This window comes from Pseudomonas corrugata (genome assembly GCF_050920615.1).
In the GTDB taxonomy this organism is placed as follows: domain Bacteria; phylum Pseudomonadota; class Gammaproteobacteria; order Pseudomonadales; family Pseudomonadaceae; genus Aquipseudomonas; species Aquipseudomonas corrugata.
This window is the reverse complement of the sequence record NZ_CP130434.1, coordinates 461,301-482,961: the sequence shown is the minus strand read 5'-3', so window position 1 is coordinate 482,961 and position 21,661 is coordinate 461,301. Positions and strand designations below refer to the sequence as shown.

The 21,661-nt window shown below is 62.0% G+C and carries 14 protein-coding genes and 1 pseudogene; 3 read left to right on the top strand and 12 right to left on the bottom strand.

The features are described 5' to 3' along the window. Positions 1-118: 118 nt before the first annotated feature. From QZH45_RS02060 to QZH45_RS02050, 3 genes are read right to left on the bottom strand one after another with little or no spacing between them, the layout of a single operon-like run. The gene (locus QZH45_RS02060; RefSeq protein WP_053193080.1) at positions 119-3,166 is read right to left on the bottom strand and encodes an efflux RND transporter permease subunit; all 3,048 of its coding nucleotides are present in this window, start codon (positions 3,164-3,166) and stop codon (positions 119-121) included. Further along, a complete protein-coding gene (locus tag QZH45_RS02055; protein ID WP_024777947.1) occupies positions 3,163-4,227 on the bottom strand; it encodes an efflux RND transporter periplasmic adaptor subunit in 1,065 nt (354 codons plus the stop codon). Before QZH45_RS02055 ends, QZH45_RS02060 begins: the two co-directional genes overlap by 4 nt. After that, positions 4,224-5,327, bottom strand: coding sequence for an efflux RND transporter periplasmic adaptor subunit (locus QZH45_RS02050; RefSeq protein WP_055135939.1), 1,104 nt, complete (start codon positions 5,325-5,327; stop codon positions 4,224-4,226). The genes QZH45_RS02055 and QZH45_RS02050 overlap by 4 nt, the downstream gene beginning before the upstream one ends. Before the next feature lie 105 nt (positions 5,328-5,432). Here QZH45_RS02050 and QZH45_RS02045 point away from each other — a divergent pair. Continuing rightward, positions 5,433-6,208, top strand: a pseudogene (locus QZH45_RS02045) (AAA family ATPase). Positions 6,209-6,492: 284 nt separating this feature from the next. Here the strand turns inward: QZH45_RS02045 and QZH45_RS02040 are convergent. The 4 genes from QZH45_RS02040 to QZH45_RS02025 form a co-directional block, all read right to left on the bottom strand. Continuing rightward, entirely contained in the window at positions 6,493-7,275 is a 783-nt protein-coding gene (locus QZH45_RS02040; protein ID WP_024777944.1) for a MetQ/NlpA family ABC transporter substrate-binding protein, read from the bottom strand. 180 nt (positions 7,276-7,455) lie between these two features. After that, positions 7,456-8,388 carry a sigma 54-interacting transcriptional regulator gene (locus QZH45_RS02035; RefSeq protein WP_053193073.1) on the bottom strand — a complete coding sequence of 311 codons (933 nt, stop codon included), beginning with the start codon at positions 8,386-8,388 and terminating at the stop codon, positions 7,456-7,458. A 48-nt stretch (positions 8,389-8,436) separates the two neighbouring features. Continuing rightward, on the bottom strand, positions 8,437-9,018 hold the full coding sequence (locus QZH45_RS02030) for an alpha/beta hydrolase (RefSeq protein ID WP_024777942.1): 582 nt from the start codon (positions 9,016-9,018) through the stop codon (positions 8,437-8,439). 210 nt (positions 9,019-9,228) lie between these two features. Then, positions 9,229-9,474, bottom strand: coding sequence for a DUF2789 domain-containing protein (locus QZH45_RS02025; protein ID WP_024777941.1), 246 nt, complete (start codon positions 9,472-9,474; stop codon positions 9,229-9,231). A 155-nt stretch (positions 9,475-9,629) separates the two neighbouring features. Between QZH45_RS02025 and QZH45_RS02020 the strand changes: the two genes are divergently transcribed. Together QZH45_RS02020 and QZH45_RS02015 are read left to right on the top strand one after the other, a co-directional pair. Further along, positions 9,630-10,154 (top strand): NfeD family protein, encoded by a 525-nt coding sequence (locus QZH45_RS02020; RefSeq protein WP_024777940.1) that lies wholly within the window; start codon positions 9,630-9,632, stop codon positions 10,152-10,154. A gap of 1 nt (position 10,155) precedes the next feature. Continuing rightward, positions 10,156-10,917, top strand: a complete 762-nt coding sequence (locus QZH45_RS02015) for a slipin family protein (RefSeq protein WP_053193071.1) — start codon at positions 10,156-10,158, stop codon at positions 10,915-10,917. 85 nt (positions 10,918-11,002) lie between these two features. On the opposite strand, the gene QZH45_RS02010 is transcribed toward QZH45_RS02015, so the two are convergent. Genes QZH45_RS02010 through QZH45_RS01990 form a run of 5 tightly spaced genes read right to left on the bottom strand, consistent with a single transcriptional unit; the run spans position 11,003 to position 21,599 of the window. Further along, positions 11,003-12,043, bottom strand: a complete 1,041-nt coding sequence (locus tag QZH45_RS02010) for a sulfotransferase family protein (protein WP_081325350.1) — start codon at positions 12,041-12,043, stop codon at positions 11,003-11,005. Beyond that, positions 12,031-12,816, bottom strand: a complete 786-nt coding sequence (locus QZH45_RS02005) for an aspartyl/asparaginyl beta-hydroxylase domain-containing protein (RefSeq protein WP_024777937.1) — start codon at positions 12,814-12,816, stop codon at positions 12,031-12,033. Before QZH45_RS02005 ends, QZH45_RS02010 begins: the two co-directional genes overlap by 13 nt. 12 nt (positions 12,817-12,828) lie before the next feature. Next, a complete protein-coding gene (locus QZH45_RS02000; protein WP_055135940.1) occupies positions 12,829-14,340 on the bottom strand; it encodes a TolC family protein in 1,512 nt (503 codons plus the stop codon). A gap of 46 nt (positions 14,341-14,386) precedes the next feature. Further along, positions 14,387-20,710 (bottom strand): Ig-like domain-containing protein, encoded by a 6,324-nt coding sequence (locus QZH45_RS01995; RefSeq protein WP_432783614.1) that lies wholly within the window; start codon positions 20,708-20,710, stop codon positions 14,387-14,389. A gap of 52 nt (positions 20,711-20,762) precedes the next feature. Continuing rightward, complete coding sequence (locus QZH45_RS01990) at positions 20,763-21,599, bottom strand: sulfotransferase family protein (RefSeq protein WP_024777934.1); 837 nt, start codon at positions 21,597-21,599, stop codon at positions 20,763-20,765. Positions 21,600-21,661 lie beyond the last annotated feature (62 nt).

Below are 21,661 nucleotides of genomic sequence, written 5' to 3'. Positions count from 1 at the left end.
GTGGGAGCAACGCTTGCTCGCGATAGCGGCAGACCAGCCAGGATTCATGTCGACTGGCTTACCGTAATCGCGAGCAAGCGCTGCTCCCACAGGTTTTGGCGCCTCGCCACAGAAACCATCAATCGCGTTGCGGCTCGCGAATCTTGTACCAGGCCACATACAACGCCGGCAGAAACAGCAGGGTCAGCAGCGTGGCGATGATGATCCCGCCGATCATCGCGTAGGCCATCGGTCCCCAGAACACTTCCCGGGCAATCGGGATCATCCCCAGGCTCGCCGCAGCCGCCGTGAGCAGGATCGGTCGTCGCCGGTGTTGGGTGGCTTGCACCACCGCATCCCAAGGTTCATACCCGTCACGTTCATACTCATCGATCTGGGTGACCAGAATCACCGAGTTGCGGATGATGATGCCAATCAGCGCAAGAATCCCCAAGATCGCCACGAAGCCCATGGGCGTGCCGGTCGGGACCAGCGCCAGAACCACGCCAATCAATCCGAGGGGCGCGACGCTGGCTACCAGGAACAGCTTCTGCACGCTGTGCAACTGGATCATCAGGAACGTCGCCATCAGGAACAGCATCAGCGGCACCACACTGGCAATCGGTCCCTGGGCCTTGCCGCTCTCCTCTACCGTGCCCCCGGTAGCGACCTTGTACCCCACGGGCAGGCCAGCGGCGAACTTGTCGATGTCCGGTTGCAGCTGCTTCACCAGATCGGTGGGTTGAATTTGATCGCGCACGGCAGCCTTGATGGTGATCGTGGGCTTGCGGTCACGCCGCCACACCAGCGGCTGCTCCAGTTCATAGCGCACCGTGGCGAACGCCAGCAACGGAATCGACGTGCCGCCCGGCGTGACAATCTGCAGGTTCTGCAAGGTTTCCGGCGAGCCACGTTCGCTGTCCACGGCACGCCCGACCACGTTGATCAGGTAGATATCATCGTCGACCTGGGTGACCGGCGATCCGCTGACGATGCTGTTCATCAGCTTGGCCACATCATCGGAAGACAACCCCAGTTGCCGCGCCTTGTCCTGGGCGATGTCGATGCGCAGGACCTTGCCCGGCTCGTTCCAGTCATAAATGATTTCGCCGATGTGCTCGTTCTTGTCCAGCTCAGTGGCCAGTTCGATAGCATGCTTGCGCACTTGGTCGATATCCTTGCCGCTGACCCGGTACTGGATCGGCCGCCCTACCGGCGGCCCCATTTCCAGCGGCTGCACGTAGCTGCCAATACCGACGAAGTCCTCGCGCAGACGTTTTTGCAGGCGCTCGGTGAGGGCCGCGCGCGATTCCAGGCCCTTGCTGACGATCACCAATTGCGCGTAATAGGGGTTCTGCAGTTGCTGGTCCAGCGGCAGATAGAAACGAATTGCGCCTTCGCCAATGTAGGTGCTCCAACGCTCGATGTCCGGGTCGCCTTTGAGTGTCGCTTCCAGACGGTCGACGGCCTTGCGGGTCTCATCCATCGAGGCGTTCTGCGGCAGGTTTAGGTCCACCAGGATCTCGGGCCGGTCCGAAGACGGGAAGAACTGGTTCTGCACGAAGCGCATGCAGAACACCGCCAGCACAAACAGCAGCACGGTGATGCCGATAGCCCACCAACGATTGCGCATCGCCCACAGCAGGCCGCCATTGAACGCCCGACCGATCCTCCCCGGCTCGGTGTCGTGGGGTTTCACGTTGGTGCTGAGGATATGCACGCCGATCACCGGGGCGAACAGCACCGCGACGATCCAGGACACCAGCATCGCCACGGCAATCACCGCGAACAGGGTAAAGGTATATTCGCCGGCGGAACTGGCGTTCAGGCCGATGGGCACGAAACCGGCGACGGTGACCAGGGTGCCGGTGAGCATAGGAAATGCAGTCGAGGTGTAGGCGAAGGTCGCGGCCTGCTCCTTGGTCTCACCTTTTTCCAGGCGCGTGACCATCATTTCCACGGTGATCATCGCGTCATCCACCAGCAGGCCGAGGGCGATGATCAACGCGCCGAGGGAGATCCGCTGCATGGTGATGCCGCTGTATTCCATGAACACAAAGACCATCGCCAGCACCAGGGGAATCGAGCAGGCCACCACCAGCCCCGCACGTATGCCGAGACTGATGAAGCTGACCACGAGCACGATCACCACCGCCTCGAACAAGGCGCTGGTAAAGCCGCCGACCGCCTCCTGAACCACCTCGGCCTGGTCCGAAACCGTATGCACGCCGATGCCTACCGGCAGGTCGGCAGTCAGTTCGTTCATGCGGGCGTGCAGCGCCCTGCCGAACTCCTGAATGTTGCCGCCCTTTTTCATGGCAATGGCCAGGCCGATGGCCGGCGTTCCATTGAAACGGAACAGCGGCGTAGCCGGATCGACGTAACCACGACTGATGTCAGCAATGTCAGCCAATCGATAGAACCGATCATTGAGTCGCAGGTTGACGTTCGCCAGGTCCTTTTCCGACTGGAACTGCCCGGACGTGCGCACGGAAATCCGCTCCGGCCCGGCGTCAATCACCCCGGCAGGCGTCACCGCGTTCTGCGATTGCAGGCTCTGTACCACCTGGCGCTGGTCGATACCCAAAGCAGCGAGCTTGCGGGTGGAGAAGTTCAGGTACAGCACTTCATTCTGCTCGCCGAGCATTTCCACCTTGCCCAGACCAGGCACGTCACGGATTTCGGCCCGCACTTGCTCCACGTAGTCGCGCAACTGGCGCATCGACAGGCCGTCGCCGGTAAAGGCATACACAGAACCGTACACGTCTCCGAACTCATCGTTGAAACCTGGCCCCTGCAACCCTTCGGGGAAGTCGCCGCGGATGTCGTTGATCTTCTTGCGCACCTGATACCAGATCTGGGGAATATCCTTGGCGCTGGTGGTGTCGAGCAAGTAAACGAATACCGTCGACTCGCCAGGCCGGGTGTAGCTTTTGACGTAGTCGAGGGAGTCGAGCTCTTCGAGTTTTTTCTCGATGCGATCGGTGACCTGCTTGAGAGTTTCCTCCTGGGTCGCACCCGGCCAGCGGGTCTGGATGATCATGGTCTTGATGGTGAACGACGGATCTTCTTCGCGGCCCAGGTTCACGTAGGAAAACACGCCCATCAACAACGCAACGAACATCAGGTACCAGACAAACGACTGATGCCGCAGAGCCCATTCGGACAGGTTGAAAGGCCCTTTCATCGTGCGTCCTCGTCGAGTTTCACTTTCTGTCCTGGCTGGAGGCTGTTGACGCCGGCGCTGACCACGCGGTCGCCGGGCTTGATGCCGTTGGCCACCAGCACCGTGTCGGCCGAGCGTTCGAGAATGTTCACCTCACGGGGGAAAACGGTCTGGCTCTGCGGGTCGACGAGCCAGATCCGCGCCTTGCCATCGACCTCCTGCAACACACTGAGCGGCAACTCGATGCGCGGCTCGATGGCCGAGCTCACTGTCACGCTGATGGCCGTCCCCAGACGCAGGCCGGGAGGGGCGTCGGTCAAGGTCAGGCGCGCACGACGGGTGCGGGTGGCGCTCTCGGCCTGGGGCTCGATCTCGCGCACGATGGCAGTGGTGCGGATACTCGGGTCCAGTTGCGCCGCGACTTCGAACACCACGTCTTCGGGCAAGCGCTCGACCAGCCCGGCCGGCAGGTCGATCACCGCCTCCTTGATGTCCGGACGGGCCAGGGTCACCACTTGTTGGCCGGCGGTTACCACCTGCCCGGCTTCTGCAGTCCACGCGGTGACAACGGCATCGTGGTCGGTACGCAGCTCGCTGTAGTTGAGCTGGTCACGGGCCTGTTCCACCGCAGCCCGGGCCTGTTCGAGGGCGGCACCAGTGGTTTTCAGGTCGGTCTGAGCGACATCCAGCTGCGCCTGGGCACCGACACCCCGATCGAACAACTGCTGCTGGCGACGGGCATTGGCCTGGGCATTGATGTACTGCGCCTCGATCCGCGCAAGGTCGCCCTGAGCAGAACGCAAGCGGTTCTGTTGATCGGTGGGGTCGAGGGTCGCCAGCAAGTCACCTTTTTTCACTTCGGCACCGACATCGACATGACGGCTGGCAATTCGCCCAGGTACCCGGAAACCCACACTGGTCTCGTAACGCGCCTGGATATTTCCGGCGAAGCGTCCGAGCGGCTGCTGGTCGAGCGCCTGGACTTCGATGGACAACACCGGACGTACCGGCTCAGGCGGCGCATCTTCCTTCGAGCAGGCAACCAGGACCAGGCTCACCAGGACCATCCCCAAGCGCTTCATGGCTGAGCTCCTGCCGGAGATTCATCATGGGTGTTTTCAGCGATCTCGACGCGCACGCCGGGATGCAGCAATTGCCCACCGGCGGTGACAACTGTCTCGCCACCCTTGAGCCCATCGCTGATGATGACTTTTCCGGTCAGATACCGGCCGACGGTGACGGTGCGCAACTGCGCCCGACCTTCGCCATCTAACACCCATACGGCGGGCTCGCGGAGGTCCTTGGTCAGTGCCGACCAGGGCAACTCCACAGCTGTCTTGCCGGCGGACTTGGCGGTGGCGCTGACCACCGACCCCAGGTGCATGCCTTCGGGCAATTCGTTGAGGCTAACCTTGACCCTTACGGTGCCGGTCTCGGCGGACACCGCCGGGGTGATCTCGCGCACCTTGCCGGTAGTCTGGATGGCCGGGTTATCCAGCAGGCTGATGACAATGGCCGGATCCGGGGGAGATTCCCTCAGCAGGGATTCGTAGATGTTGAACACCGCGTCACGCTCGCCGTCCCGGGCCAGGCTGAAGATCGGCTCCGTGGCCTGTACTACCTGGCCAACCTCGGCCTGGCGCGCCGTGACTATGCCTGGCGCCTCGGCAATCAGCGCGGTGTAGCTCAGTTGTTCCCGCGCATTGGCCAACTGGGCCTGGGCGGCCGTCAGTGCGCTCTGGCTACTGCGCAATTGCGCCTGGGCCGCGTCGTATTCACTCTGGCTGGTGTAGCCCTTGGGCAAAAGTTTTTGCTGGCGCACGAAGGCTGCCGCGCTTTGCTTGACCCGCGCCTGTTCGGCGGCCACCTGGGCCTCGGCGGAATCAGCGTTGGTCTGCAAATCCCGAGGGTCGAGCCGGGCCAGCACTTGCCGGGCCGAGACACGGTCACCGACATCGACTTTGCGTTCGATGATTTTGCCGCCTACACGAAACGACAGATCAGTCTGAACCCGAGCCTGGATATCCCCGGTCAAGGTTACCGAGGCTGCGTACTCGGTTGGCACGGCTTGCTGAACGAAAACCCGTGGCAGGGCTTTTTCACCGATTTTTTCGTCACCGCATCCCACCAACAACGCACACAAGCCCAGGCAAACAAACAGTTTGTTTCGGGGACCAGCCATGCAGACTCCTTGCATTGCACGAATGTGCCAGTGACGATACGACTGTGAGCTTAGAACAGGGTTCCACGGATGCACAGACGCTAACCAGGCAGCAGGAAATCGCTCATGCTCAAAACCCTCGCGGTGGCCAATTACCGATCCATCAATAAATTGGTGGTCCCCCTGGGGCGGCTGAACCTGATCACCGGCCCCAATGGCAGTGGCAAGTCCAACCTGTACCGACCTTCGACAGCCTGTTCGACCAGGTTGGCAGCCTGCGCGCCTCGCCGGAGGTGCTGCAGATGCGCGAGTTCATTCGTCGCTGGCGCTTCTATGACCATTTTCGCAGCGACGCCGACGCCCCGGCGCGTCAACCGCAACTGGGCACTCGTACACCAGTGCTGCACCACGACGGACGTGACTTGGCAGCCGCTCTGCAAACCATTCTTGAGATCGGAGACGATCAGGCCCTGCAGGCGTCCATCAGCGATGCGTTCCCAGGCGCCAGGCTGCATATCGATAAACTGCAAGGCGGACGCTTCGGCATCGAGTTTCACCAGCATGGCCTGCTGCGCCCATTGTCCGCCGCCGAACTGTCAGACGGGACCCTGCGTTACCTGCTGCTGATCGCCGCACTGCTCACCCCGCGACCACCTTCGCTCATGGTGCTCAACGAACCGGAAACCAGTCTGCACCCAGACCTGTTGCCGGCCCTGGCGCGTTTGATCATTCGGGCTTCAGAGCACTGTCAGGTCTGGGTGGTTTCTCACGCCCGGCGCTTGATCACTACCCTGCAGCAGGATGGCGATTGCAACTGCATCGTGCTGGAAAAGGATTTGGGCCAGACAGGAATCGTCGGCCAGGGGATGCTGGATGCGCCGGCGTGGAACTGGCCGGATTGATCCGTGGTATTTGCAGAAGCCTTGCGGTAGGTCTATTTTTCTATCGCTGCAGGACGGGACACCGCCAAGGAACCGCAGCTCAAAGCCAGGACCTCTGGCGACACGCACAAGGAGGATTGACATGGCCGACGTGAAAGCCCCGCAACAACTCGACCCGCAAGACATGGTCAAACTGCTCGTGGCCCTGCGCCGGGCGCTGAAGAACAGGGCGGCATAGACCCGCAATCCATTGTGGCGAGGGAGCTTGCTCCCTCGCCACATAGTTTTTTAAATGGTGGATTCGATCAGAACGCCGGCAATACCGCGCCGCTGTATTTCTTCTCGATGAATGCCTTCACTTCCGGACTGGTCAGGGCCTTGGCCAGTTTCTGCATGGCGACGCTGTCCTTGTTGTCTGGACGAGCCACCAGGAAGTTGACGTAAGGCGAATCCGAACCCTCGATCACCAGCGCATCCTTGGCCGGATTGAGACCCGCTTCCAAAGCATAGTTGGTGTTGATCATGTCCAGGTCGACCTGATCCAGCACCCGCGGCAGCATGGCCGACTCCAGTTCCTTGAACTTGAAGTTATGCGGGTTCTTGGCGATGTCCTTGGGTGTTGCCAGGGCGTTCTTCGGGTCCTTGAGCTCGATCAGGCCAGCCTTCTGCAGCAGGATCAGGGCGCGACCGCTGTTGCTGCCTTCGTTGGGAATGGCGATGGTCGCGCCGTCTTTCAACTCGGCCAGGCTTTTGACTTTCTTCGAGTAGCCGCCAAATGGCTCGACGTGCACACCAATCACAGTGACCAGGTTCGTGCCCTTGCCCTCATTGAAGCTCTTGAGGTACGGCAGGGTCTGGAAGTAGTTGGCGTCCAGACGCTTCTGATCGACCTGTACGTTGGGTTGGACGTAGTCGGTGAACACCTTGATTTGCAGGTCCACGCCTTCCTTGGCCAGGGCTGGCTTGATCAGCTCAAGGATTTCAGCGTGGGGCACCGGAGTAGCCGCCACCACCAGTTTCTCCGCAGCCTGGGCCAGACCCGAAGCCAGCGCTGCCGCCAATGCGGTGAACAACAGAACCTTTTTCATGCAGTGTCCTTATCGAAAAATCACGGTCGTCATGGACGACGCTCAAAGGGTGAGGTGCCAGCGAATTGCTATCGCTCGCGTGAAGCGGACGATACCGATACTTTTTATTCCTGAACAATATCTTTTGTTCAAGTTCATATTCATTTTACTCATATAGACCGGGCGCTCATGCCACAGACTCTAAAAGAGCCGGTCCAGACGGGTAAGCAATGCCTTGAGTGCCAAGCGCTCAGCAGGCGTCCCGTTTGCAAGGAGATTTGCTGCCTGCTCGATGGCGTCGAGCACCAACGGCGGGAACGGCAGGTTCAAATGCTCCGGCAAAATCTCTCCTCCCACGCTCACCAGTAACGCGAAATGAATGACGTTCTCGAGCTCGCGGGTATTGCCAGGCCAGCTATGCCGCTCAAGCGCCTGGTGAGCCGCCTCGCTGATCAGCGGCATGGTCAGGCCGAGGCGCTGGGTATAGATACCCAGGAAGTACTCGGCCAGAGGCAGGATATCGCCCACCCGATCACGCAGGGCCGGCAGTTCGAGACGCCCTTCGCTGAGGTAGTGGAAAAGCCGTTCATGAAATTTCCCGGCGTCTACTGCTTGTGCCAGATCAATACTGGTGGCCGCCACCAGCCGCACGTCCACGGGGCTCGGCTGGTGAGCGCCGACGCGGGTGACTTCGTGATTTTCCAGGGCCGCCAGCAATTTGACCTGGATCGGCAACGGCAGATCACCGATTTCATCCAGGTACAGCGTGCCGCCATTGGCCGAGCCGAACCAGCCGGCCCGGCTGCTGGCCGAACTGCTGTAACTGCCGACCGCATAGCCGAACAATTCGGCGTCGGCGTAAGTCGGGCTGATGGCGCCGCAATTGACCGAGACGAACAACCCGCCACGATCGCTTTCACGGTGAATGTGCCGGGCGAGCAGTTCCTTGCCCGTGCCGGTTTCGCCACGAATCAGCACCGGTATTGAACGGGGCGCCAGTTGCTCCAGTGCGTGACGCAACCGGCGCGAACGAGGGTCAACGAACACCAGCGCCTTGGCGCGGATGCTCAGGGGGCTTTTTTCCGCATCGGGAAAGGTCAGCAACGGCTGACCGAAAGTTTCATGCAGGCTCATGGCAGACTCCCGCCCCACACCGCCGGGTAACGGGGAGGCGTAAATTAATCAGGCGCGACGCAGGGCGTGATGCTCCGTGCGGTTTTGCAGCCGATAGAGATAGGCGAAACCCTGCTCCCAGCGCTGATGGCCGGACTGCACGTTGATGTGCCCCGCCCCGGCCAGGATCCCGGCTTCGGCCCCCCAGTCATGCGCCAGCTTCAGCGCACGTGGGGCACTCACTGCAGCGTCGTTGTCGGAGCTGACCACCAGGCTGGGAAAGGGCAACTGAGCGGAGGGGATCGGTGCGAAATTGCGCAACGCAGGCGCACAGGCCGGCCGTTCGACATCCGCCGGTGCGACCAGCAACGCCCCGCGAACCTGCCGTAACCGTTGCTGCGGTGCGGTGACGGCCCAATGGGCAACCGTGATGCAACCCAGGCTGTGGGCAATGAGGATCACCGGCGTGGTGTCGGCGGCGATGGCCTCGGCCAGTGCGGCCACCCAGTCATCACGTCGGGGCGTCAGCCAGTCGTCCTGCTCGACCCGGGCACTGTTGGGCAAACTGCTTTGCCAATAGGTCTGCCAATGATTGTCCGGCGAACCTTGCCAGCCCGGCACAATCAGGTAGCGAGTCGATTCGTTGCGCATGGGGGCTCTCCTGCGTGTCTGTTGAGGAACGAGTATAGGGAGGAGAGATATATTCTTTAAGGAATAAGAAGATATTTATTAATAATTAAATTGCATATTAGAGCTTTTGTGGGAGCGAGCCTGCTCGCGAAAGCGATACACCCGTCACCTCTGCGCTGGAATGTGAAACCGCTATCGCGAGCAGGCTCGCTCACAGGGTTTGCCTCTGGATCAGTCACAGCGGCCCTTTCTCAACAACACATCCAATTGATCCACCGCCATCGCCCAATCGGCATCTTCAAGGATTTCGTCGCGCAGCAATTGCCGCTGGCCCTCGTTCCAGAAAAACGCGTCAGCCAGGTGCAGTTCAGGCTTGAGGGGTGAATGGCTGGCAATGAACTGATCGATACTGACGGCATCGTCGGACAGGCCCAGTTGCTTGAACAGGGCGGGAAGGCTGTGGATTGGGGTTTCCATGGGAGCTCCTGACATGGCTGGATGCGGCTTCTCTCCTAGCAGTCTAGCCTCTGAGGCATCGCCGGACGGGTCAAAATTCGATCAACCCAGGCTTCGACTAGACTGTGAGTAACGACTGTGGATAAACATCACGCATGGGCGTTGCGGAGGGTCCGGTGAATATTCGCTGCTTGATGCTTGCGCTGTTGGCCATGAGCGGGCCGGTGCTGGCAGCCGATGGCCCTGTACTGATGGTCGCAAACTCCCTGGGTTTCTGGTTGATCGCCTTGGGCGTGGCATTACTGATCGCCGAGGCAGCCTTGCCCAACTATGGCGTAGCCGGGCTGGGTGGCATCATTTTGTGTGTCATCGGCGCGATTATCCTGACCAATACCGATGTGCCTGCTCCCTTGATGGTCGGGCTGGGCCTGGTCAGTGCCTTGCTGCTGATCTTCCTGCTGATCCGCGCGTTGAAAACGCGGCCGCGCCGCCCCGTCAGCGGCGACGCCGTGTTAATAGGAAGCATCACCTTGGTCACTTCCCTGCAGGCCGGTAATCATCACCATGGCTGGGTACAGTTGGAAGGCGAACGCTGGCAAGTGGCATGCGCGACGTCGCTACGACTTGGACAAGCGGTGCGTGTCACCGCACGCAAGGGCCTGCTGCTGGAAGTGGCCCCCGCTGATTCACAAGGAGCATGAGATGGGTATGCAAATCGGTTTTGTAATGCTGCTGTTACTGCTGATAGCGCTGGCAGCTTCGACCTTCCGGATCCTGCGCGAATACGAGCGTGCGGTGGTGTTCCAGCTCGGCCGGTTCTGGCAGGTCAAGGGGCCCGGATTGATCCTGCTGATTCCAGTGGTGCAGCAAATGATTCGCGTAGATCTGCGCACCATCGTACTCGACGTACCGCCGCAGGACGTGATCACCCGGGACAATGTATCGGTGAAGGTCAATGCGGTGCTGTATTTCCGCGTACTCGACCCGCAGAAGGCAATCATCCAGGTCGAGAACTTCCTCATGGCGACCAGCCAGTTGGCCCAGACCACCTTGCGCGCCGTGCTCGGCAAACATGACCTGGACCAGTTGCTGGCAGAGCGCGAACAATTGAATGGCGATATCCAGCAGGTGCTGGACGCCCAGACCGACGTCTGGGGCATCAAGGTGGCGAACGTCGAGATCAAACATGTGGACCTCAACGAATCGATGATTCGCGCCATCGCTCGTCAAGCCGAGGCCGAACGGGAGCGGCGGGCCAAGGTGATCCACGCCGAAGGCGAGCTGCAGGCGTCGGAAAAACTCATGCAAGCCGCCGAGATGCTCGGGCGCCAGCCAGGCGCCATGCAACTGCGCTACATGCAGACGTTGGGGTCGATTGCCGGGGACAAGTCCTCCACCATCGTCTTTCCCCTGCCGATCGAGTTGCTCAAGGGGATGGCGGAGTTGTCTCCAAACAAGCCCTGATGGACCGCCGGAGAGAGAAGCACTGCCCCGAGTTGACTATCTGCTGCTTTCTCAAGGTTTGTATGAGCCCCTGTGGCGAGGGGATTCATCCCCGTTGGGCCGCGGAGCGGTCCTGGGCTGTCAGGGTTGCTGCGCAACCCAGCGGGGCGGTGCGACGTTTCGCTAAATCCCCCTCGCCACAAAGGTCACTGCGTAGGTTCTCCAATGCGTCATAGGGCCCCTGCGCCCAACTCCCCACCCGCTCGCGCAGCAATGGCGAAACCTCCCGGTGTTTTTCTGCGCTGTCATCGACAAATACCTGCGACGGCTGTTTGGCGTGCCGTCCCACCGTCGTGAAAGCTTGCTTGAGTTGTGCATCATCGAGTTGGAAAAACCTCGCCAGCCCTCCAGTCATCGCCTCGGGCAGCTCGTTGTAGTTGACCGCCAACCCACCAGCGCCGTGGCAATGCTCCAATCCCACCTGCAACAACCGGCCCAGCCGTCGCGCGATGAAGTCTTCCGGGCCGCTGAAAGACAATCCATCGTCCAGGATGCTCGGACCAATCATCCCCGGCACCATGTGCATGCCGGGGCGGCGCAGATGAGACACGGCAATTTCCAGCGGGTCGCGGTACACGAACAGCCAAGGCGTATCGGGAAAACACTCACGCAGCCGCGACAGTTCACCGATGTTCCAGGCATCGAGCTTGATCACCAATCGCCGCTCCACACCTCGACGAGGCTGCCCATAGGCCGACAGCAACCCCTTGAGCGCCGCGCAGCGTTCGACGGCAGGCAGATCACTGCGCAGCAGCCGATCCAGCGGCGGCGGTTCGGAGACGACGATATGGTCGTCCAGTTGCGCCAGCATCTGGCTGATCAGTGTCGAACCACAGCGCGAGGCATGAAAGATGAACGCACTGGGCACAAGTCCAGGGCTCTGCTGCTGCCACTGGGCGAGCGCGTCCAGGGGTGTCTGGCGCCGGAACGCCTGGTTGAAGGGCAGGCGCAAGGCGTCTTCCACGGCATCACCGAAGAAGGGCTGCGACAAGGGCTTATCGCCGAACCAGCACCAATCGACCCGCCACTGTCCCGCCTCTTGCCACACGCGAATCGGCAGCCAGTCTTGCAGGTTCAGGCCTTCCATTGGTCGCTCCACTGCCGACGACCATTGCGCATGGCCGCCCGCAATTCTTCCCGGCGCACCTGCAGCCCTTGCCGGGCAGCCAACGCCAGGGCGCATTCGATGAAGGCGTCCGGGTCTGCCAGGCTCTGCAGGGTCCTGGCGAGTTGCGGATCGCTTGCCACCTGCTCTTGAAAGCGCAGGAAGTCGCCGAGTTCGTCGCGGACAGCTGGGGTGGTGGGCAGCCCATCGACAATCTGTTGCTCCAGCCAGGGGCCGGGGCGACAGTCGAGCACCAGATGAACCCGTGGCAACCGGTCCCGATTGTCGACACGATGGGGCCGTGACAAGTCGAGAAACCAGCACTCACCAGCCTTCATCGGGATGCGCTGCCCCTCCAGCCAGAAATCCACTTCGGGCGGGCTGAGCAGTGGCACGTGCAGGCGCAGGTCGGCGTCCGGTCCGCCCAGGTCATAGTCACGGTGTTCGTGGATCCGGCCGCCGGGGCCGAGCCGCAGCAGCCGGGCCGAAACGATCTCCACGGACCAGTCGCGCAACGCCTGGTGCCAGCGATCATCGTTTGACCAGGGCGGCCGGCGCAACGGCTGCCCTTGGCCGGGCGACAATTCGGTCAGCGCGTCGGCCGCCGAAATCAGCGCCACGCCGCTCCAATCGCCGTGGTAATAGGCGCTGTTGAAATGCCCCTGCCAGCGATCGTCCTCAATGGCCGCCAGCGCTTGCAACAGCAGGGGCAGGTCCACCGTCACCGGCAGCCGGGAAAACGCCGGACGCGTCATGCTTGCGCCCGGTTATGGCTTCACCGCCGCCTTGGGTACCGTGATGTCGCCCTGGGCCCAGGCCGCTTCGCGATTGGCCAATGCCGTGGCAATCGACTGCACCTTGGTCGATTGCACTTCATCGGGCAGCGGGTCGAGACCGGCGCTGGCGAAGATCTGGCCGTAGGCATTGCGCAGGTCGGCATAGGACAGATCCCGTCGCAGATCGGCCTGCAAGGTATTGAGTTCGCCCTGGATCAGATCCAGCTCACCGATGCCGGCGGCTTGATGACGGTTGCGCAACTGGCCGACGATTTGCCCGTCGATGTCCGACAGTTGCTGGTTGGTCTTGAACTGGCGCAGCGCATCGCGGTAGTTGGCGTTGGCCACATACAACTGCGCCAGCACGGCAATCGACATCGCCTGACGCCGCGCCGCCGCCACTTCTTCACCGGCCTTGGCCACATCGATGGCCGCCGGGGCAGAGATCACGTTGAACAGGTTCCAGGTGACTTTCACGCCATAGTCGGCCCAGCCCTGCTCGACCAGGAACGAGTTACTGTCGTAGTGCCCGCCGGCGGAAAACTCCAGGCCCGGCAACAGCCGCAGCATGGCCTTGCGGGTTTCGGCGGCCGTGATGCGCGTCTGGTAATCCTGCTCGCGCAGTTCCGGACGGCTGGTCAGGGCTTCGTGCTCGAGACGGGCCATGTCGACCTTGAGTTCCGGGATCTCGTACTCATCCGGGGTCGCAAGGGTCAACTCAGTGCCCAGAGGCAGGTTGATCAGGGTGGCCAGTTCGGTCTTGGCCAGGGACAACGCGCGCCGCTGCTCTTCGAGCTGGCGGGTGGCCTGGATCAACGAGCGCTGGTAACCCAGAGCCTGCACCGGGTCACCGATGCGTTGTTCGCTCATGCTCTGGCTGTTGTTGCGCGCCGCCTCGACCCGGGCCATCAGGCTGTCGATCTGCTTGAGCAGGCGTTCGGCAGCCATGGCTCGCCAGTAGGCCGAACGCACATCCTGGACGATGGTGTTGATCACCTTGCGCCGGCGTTCCTGGACGATCAACCGCTGGTCACCGGCCTGCTTGGCGCTGATGTAGCTCACGCCGAAATCGAGCACGTTCCAGACCATGGTGAGGTCGGCCACTTCACGATCACGGTCCTGGGACGTCGACGGTTCGAGGGACTGGGTGCCGGTCTCCACGCTCTGGCTGCTGGAGGCGTTGACGTTGTTGCGGCCCACGTAACCGGCATCCAACGCCATGCGTGGCAGCATGTCGAAACTGGCCAGGTCCAGTTGCCGCTTGGCCAGGGCCTCTTCCATGATTTTAAGACGCCCCTCCAGATTGTACTTCACTGCCCGAGCCATGGCCTGGTGCAGGGTCAGCGGGCCGCTGAGAGGTTCCTGGCCCTTGAACATGTTCTGCAGATCGGTTTGGGCGCGCTGTTCGCTGACGCTACGATCGATCGGCTCACTGGTGACTGCACACCCACTGACCATCACGGCCAGCAGACTCATACCGAATAACTTCTGACTTCTATTCATTCCTTGGAATGCCCCTGGTTGCCGCACAATTTTCTTATTGAATGCTTCAGGCCTGTACCTGGCTTACACCCACCTGTTGCAGAGCCATTGCCAGGCTGTCGACCTGACGCTGCTCAGTGTCCTTGAGGTGTTGCAATTGCTGGCCCAAGGTCGGTGCGCCGAACATCCCGCGCATACCTTGGGAAACATCGCCCCCCTGCATCGACGAGTTGCCGAAGGCATTCATCGACTCGTTTTCGGTGCCGGAATCATGGTTGAACAAGGTCGAAATGGTGCTGCTGCCGAACACCCCGCCATCACCGCCCCCAAAACCGAGGAACCCTTGACCCGAGCCATCGCCGGCGGCATCAGTACTGAATACCTGGGCGATATAGCTTGGCGCCAGTTCGCCACGGTTGATGAAAATATCGCCTATAGGCCGCAGACCGCCGCCCACATCACGCTGCTCGAACAGCGGTGGGAAGCCCAACGGCGAACCCAGGTCGCCCGTCGGCGGCGTGAAGATGATCGGTTGCAACGGCACATCGGACGGCGGTATGACCGTGACGGGATCCGACGTCAGGAACTCCGGAGGTGGCTTCACGTCGTTGGGCACAACCGTATCGATTGCGTAATTGTTGGACACCGCCACGCTTGCCCCGGCGTTGCCGGCCAAGTCGCTGACGTTACTGGTGTCCAGGGCGATGAAGTTGCTCGGGTCGGTGAGATTCACCGTGGGAGTGAAGGTCGCTGTCCAGGTCTTGCCACCGTCGCTGCTGGTCAGATTGGTCAGTTCACCGTTGGTGACGCTCAGGTCCGACAGATCGAAACCGGCCACGGCTTCGCTGAAGGTGATGGTCACCTGGCTCGTCTCACCCACAGTCAGGTTTGAATCGGCGACCACGATGGTCGCGGTCGGCCGGGTAGCATCGAGTACGTAGTTGCTGGAGATCGCGATACCCGCGCCGGCGTTGCCGGCAATGTCCTGCACAGTGCTGGCGTCGAGCAGGATCAGGTTGGTGGTGTCGTTGACTCCCGCCGTAGGCGTCAGGGTCGCCGTCCAGGTCAGGCCGCCATCGCTGCTGGCGAGATTGGACAGCACCCCATTGGCGACGCTGAGGTCCGACAGGTCGAAACCGGTCACCGCCTCGGTGAAGCTGATGGTCACGGTGGTAGTCTCGCCGATGCCCAGGTTGGTATCGCCCACCACGATGGTGGCACCCGGGCGCACCGTGTCGACAGCGTAGTTGTTGGAGTTCACCACGTCGACACCGCTGTTGCCGGAAACGTTGACCACGCCGCTGGTGTCCAGGCTGATCAGGTTGCTGGTATCGGAAATGCCGGCGCTCGGGGTGAACGTCGCCGTCCAGGTCACGCCACCGTCCGAGGACGACACATTGCTCAACGTGCCGTTATTCACGCTCAGGTCCGAATTATCGAAGCCGCTGACCGCCTCCGAGAAGGTGATGGTCACCTGCGAAGTTTCCCCCACCGTGAGTGAACTGTCCGCAACCACGACGGTGGCGGTCGGCACCTGCGTTTCGACCGCATAGTTGGCCGAGTTGGTGGTCCCTGTTCCGGCGTTGCCGGCCGCATCGCTTACGCCGGTGTTGTCCAGAACGATGAGGTTGGTGGCATCGCTCACGCCTACGGTCGGCGTGAACGTGGCGGTCCAGGTCAGGCCACCATCGCTGCTGCTGACCGCGGTCAGGCTGCCATTGGCAACACTCAGGTCAGCGTTGGTGAAACCGGTCACGGCCTCGGAGAAGGTAATGGTCACCTGGGCGGTCTCGCCCGGCCGCAGCGTTGAATCGTTCAGCACAATGGTGGCGGTCGGACGCTGGGTGTCGATGGCATAGTTGTTGGAATCGGTGGTGCCGGTGCCGATGTTGCCCGCCAGATCGGCGATACCGCCGTTGGTGAGGGTGATGACGTTGCTGGTGTCGTTGATGCCGGCACTCGGCGTGAACGTCGCGGTCCAGGTGATACCGCCGTCACTGCTGCTCAACCCGGTGACCGTACCGTTGGCGACCGTCAGGTCGGCCGTGGTGAAAGCGGTCACCGCCTCGCTGAAGGTGATGGTCACCAGCGAGGTCTGGCCAGCACCGATGGCGGTGTCGGCCACGACGATGGTCGCCGAGGGGCGCACGGTATCGACGGCATAGTTGTTGGAGTCGGTGGTGCCGACCCCGGCGTTGCTCGCACCGTTGCGCACGCCAGTATTGTCCAGGGTGATCACGTTGCTGGTATCGGAAATACCGACGCTCGGGGTAAAGGTGGCCGTCCAGGTCACGCCACCATCCATGCTGCTGACACTGCTCAGGGTGCCATTGCTGACGGTCAGGTCACTGTTGTCGAACCCGTTCACCGCTTCGTTGAAGGTGATGGTCACCGTCGAAGTTTCACCGATACTCAACGACGAGTCCGCGACCACAATGGTGGCCGTCGGCACGTTGGTGTCGACCTGGTAGTTGTTCGAACTGGTTGTGCCGGTACCGGTGTTGCCCGCCGCGTCACTGAAACCGGTGTTGGTCAGCGTGATGACGTTTGTGGTGTCGACGATCCCCAGATTCGGCGTGAGGGTAGCGGTCCAGGTGATGCCGCCGTCGCTGCTGCTGACGGCGCTCAGCGTACCGTTGGCCACGCTCAGGTCCGAGTTGTCGAAGCCGCTGACCGCCTCGCTGAAGGTGATGGTCACCAGCGAGGTTTCGCCGACGCTCAGAGCGTTATCGGCCACGACGATGGTGGCGGTCGGACGTTGGGTATCGATCGTGTAATTGTTGGAATCGGTGGTGCCGGTACCGGCATTGCCTGCGCCGTCCACGACGCCGGTATTATCGAGGGTGATCAGGTTACTGGTGTCGTTGATCCCGACGCTCGGGGTAAAGGTTGCGGTGTAAGTGATGTTGTCGCTGGTGCTCAGCCCGCTCAGGCTGCCGTTGGCAGCGGTCAGATCGGCCAGGGTGAAACCGGTCACCGCCTCGCTGAATGTAATGGTTACCAACGAGGTCTCGCCAGCGGCGAGCGCCGTATCGGCAATCACCACGGTGGCGGTGGGACGCACGTTGTCGATGGCGTAGTTGTTGGAATCTGTGGTGCCGCTGCCGGCGTTACCCGCCGCATCGCTCACCCCGGTGTTGTCCAGGGTAATGAGGTTTGTCGCGTCGCTGGTGCTCGCACTCGGGGTGAATGTCCCGGTCCAGGTAATACCGCCGTCGCCGCTGCTCAACCCGGTAACGGTACCGTTGGCGACCGTCAGGTCAGCGGTGGTGAAACCGGTGACCGCCTCACTGAAGGTGATGGTCACCAACGAGGTTTCGCCGACACTCAACGTGGTATCGGCAACGACAATGCTGGCGGTCGGACGTTGCGTGTCGATGGCGTAGTTATTGGAGTTGGTGGTGCCGGTGCCGGCGTTGCCGGCCGCATCCTGCACTCCCGTGTTGGCCAGGACGATCAGGTTGGAGGCGTCGGTGATGCTGGCGCTAGGAGTGAGCGTCGCGGTCCAGGTGATACCGCCATCCGCACTGCTCAACCCGCTCAAGGAGCCGTTGGCGACCGTCAGGTCGGCCAGGGTGAACCCGCTGACGGCCTCGCTGAACGTGATGGTCACCAGTGAGGTTTCACCCGCGCTCAGCGCGGTGTCGGCCACTACGATCGTCGCGGTGGGGCGCAGCGTGTCGATGGCATAGTTATTCGAGTCGGTGGTGCCCGTGCCGGCGTTGCCAGACAGGTCGGCAACGCCGCTGTTGGCCAGTGTGATCAGGTTCGTGGTGTCGCTGATGCTGGCGGTCGGGGTGAGTGTCCCGGTCCAGGTGATGCCGCCGTCGCTGCTGCTCAGCCCGGTGACGGTACCGTTGGCGACCGTCAGGTCGGCGGTGGTGAAGCCGGTCACCGCCTCGTTGAAGGTGATGGTCACCAGGGAAGTTTCGCCAACGCTCAGCGCGGTGTCGGCCACCACGATGGTAGCGGTCGGGCGCAGGGTATCGATGGCGTAGTTGTTCGAGTTGGTGGTGCCCACCCCAGCGTTGCCGGACAGGTCTGCGACGCCAGTCTTGTCCAGGACCACCAGGTTGGTGGTGTCGGTCACATCGGCATCCGGGGTCAGGGTCGCGGTCCAGGTGATGCCGCCATCGGCGCTGCTCAACCCGGTGAGGGTACCGTTGGCCACCGTCAGGTCGGCGGTGGTGAAGCCGGTCACCGCTTCGGAGAACGTGATGGTGACGGCCGAGGTTTCACCGCTTTTGAGTGCGGTATCGGCCACCACAATAGTCGCCGTCGGCGCCACTGTGTCGTTGACCACGTAGTTGTTCGAGTCGGTGGTGCCCACGCCAGCATTGCCCGCCAGGTCGACAACGCCGGTGTTGTCCAGGGTAATGACGTTGGTGGTATCGGCGATGTTGCTGGCCGCCGTCAACGTGCCGGTCCAGGTGATGCCGCCGTCGCCGCTGGTCAAGGTACCTACCGAGCCGTTCTGCACCGTCAAATCCGCCGCAGTAAGCCCTGTCACCGCCTCGGAAAAAGTGATGGTCACTGGCGACGTGCCGCCGGAATTCAGGGAGGTATTGGTCACCACGACGGTTGCGGTAGGGGGGGTCTCGTCCGGTACATAATTGGTGTTGATGGTCCCGCCGTCACCGTAGACGTTGGCGACAGAGGCCGGCGACGTGCCCGCGGTGCCGGCACTGCCGCCCCCGGTGCCGCTGCCGCCGACGTTACCTGACAGGGCCGCGAAGTTGGCGGCGGTGATCAGGATCGCCCCCTTGTTCCAGATGGCGCCAACGCCGACGCCGCCCGCACCGCCGGTGTGGGTGTAGCCACCGCCAGCACCGCCGCCGCCACCGCCACCACCGGCGCCGATGTTGTTGGAAATCACCGAGTTGCCGATGATGCGCAGGGTCGCCCCAGTGTCGTTGTAGATACCGCCGACCGCGCCGCCACCGGCACCACCGACCGCGTTGTAGCCGTCACCGCCACCACCACCGCCGATGGACAAGCCAGCGCTGGCCGCCGTGCCGCCGGCCGATCCGGTGCTGTAGCCCGGGTACGCGGCACCACCAATGCCGCCGGTGGAGTTGCCGCCCCGTCCGCCCATGTTGAAGAAACCGCCGCCGGCGCCGCCTTGTCCGGTCGAACCAACGGAACCCGTGGCATTGATTGTATCGCCGCCCTTGCCGCCGGTACCGCTGCCAACCGCGCCGCCGCCACCGCCGCCGCCACCAGCATATTGCGGCGTCACGCCGCCACCGCCACCGCCGCCCGAGGCGGCGTTCGCGGTGATCGTGACATTCTTCAGGGTCAGGGTCCCGGCGTTGTAGATACCACCGGCCTTGGCAACCGCAGCATCGACGCCACCATTGCCACCATCACCCGCCACCATGCCACGGGTAATCACCAGGCCATCGAGGGTCGCCGTCGTACCGGACGTCACGTTGAGGACCTGGGTGCGGAATTGCCCATCGAGGGTGACATCGGCGACGTTGTCGTTATTGAGGTCGCCATCGATGGTCACGTTCTTGTTGACCACCAGCACCTGGGTCAACGCGACGGTCATGCCACTGTTGAAAGTCACGATGTCGCCGTTCTGCGCAGAGGCCAGGGCCGCGCGCAACGAGCCGACGCCGGTGTTGGCGTTATTGGTGGCGGTCCAGGTAGCGAGGCCCCATTGGTAGTCGCTCATTGCAGTGGCAGACAACACGTTGGCGCTTTCGATGTTACCGGTGGCAATTTCCAGATCCCAGTCGCCACCCAGACCGGTACGGTCGTTGGACGCGGCCACATCGCGGCCGGTCAGTTGCGCCAGTGAATCGACCAGTTCCAGACCACGCTCGCCTTGGGCGGTATAGCAGCCGTAGATCAGGATATCGCCACCGGCGTTCATGTCCTGGCCGATCTGCGCCAGCACCTCGGCGCGGGCCTGGACGTTGTCCGCCGACAGATAGGCGTTGCCCAACCACAGATCACCGGCATTGCCGTGGGCGATGATCTGCACCGAACTGACGCCCTGGTGAGTGTCCAGGTAATCGGCAATCTGTTGCAAGCCGTCCTTGGTGGCATCCAGCTGCACGACCTGGGTACCGGGCGCCACCCCTTCAAGCAGGCTGGCGGAGTCCTTGACCCGGGAGTCGACGAATACCACGGACTTGCCCGGAACCGCGGCGGCCTCGGTGGCATCAGCCTGGCCCTGGGCCGCGTGGGTATCGGTGGCCTGATCGGCCGTAGGCGTCTTGGCCGCATCGGCAGTGGGGTGGGCGTCCGGCTGCGCGGCATCGGCGACGGTCGCGGCGACGGCACCGTCGAACAGCATCCGCGGTTCCAGGGACATGATCATTGGCGATGCCAGGGCCTGTGCGCCCTCGATTACCCGCGATTTACCTTTGCTCCACCACATGACGTTCACCCGGACTCGAACTGCTTGAACACGCTAATGATAAAAACCGCGATCAGCTGAGCGCGGCGTCGGTTTTCATACGAATGACATTGGCGGCGCTGGCAGAGCCATCGCGCCAGAAGGACAATTCGGCATACTTCTCGAACAGATCCGGCGGCAGCACGGTCCGTCGCGCTTGCGGCGCAACCCTGGGCTTGACCTTGTGCAGGCCGGCAACGCCCAGGGCCAGATCGAAGGCTGGAGCGTCGTAGGTCAAGTGATTGAAATCGTGTTCGAACCAGGGCTCATCGATGAACTCATAGATCAGCCGCATCACCCGCTCGGGCGCCTGGCTCAGCAGGTCGTAATCGACGATCAGCAACGACTCGGCGTTTTCGCCGTAATAGGCTTCCTTGAGTGCCGTCCAGGCATACCCCACCAGGCGGTTGCGCTGGGCGAGGGTTTCGCAGCGGCTGTAAACGGTGTTGCGCTCGTCATCATCGTTGAACAGCTTGGTGTTCTCGAACGGGTTGGCGCGGTAGAGCCGCTCCAGGCTGTCGAGCACCCAAGCGACATTGCGCACGCAGGCGATGGTCTTGGCTTGGGGAAACAGATCCTGCAGCGCGGGCAAACGTGCGCACCACTGGCGGTTGGTGTCGAAGATGACGGGTTTTTCGGCCTTGTCGGCATAGTACGAGTCGAACAACCCGCGCAGCAGTCGACGACGCAAGTCGGTGTCGATCACCGAACCGAATTCGCTGCCGGCGCTGCATTGCTGCAACACGCTGCTGAACAGCGTACCGACGGGGCTGGTCATCCCGGCGTGGAAGCGTGGATTCTGCAACAGAATCGCAGAAAGCAGGGTTGAACCTGAGCGCGGAAGACCTGAAATGAAGTGAAACTTTGACAATCCCTTTCACCGTTTGTAGTTCCTTTGTGTCCGAAGAGTAGACGAGGAAACAAACATCGACT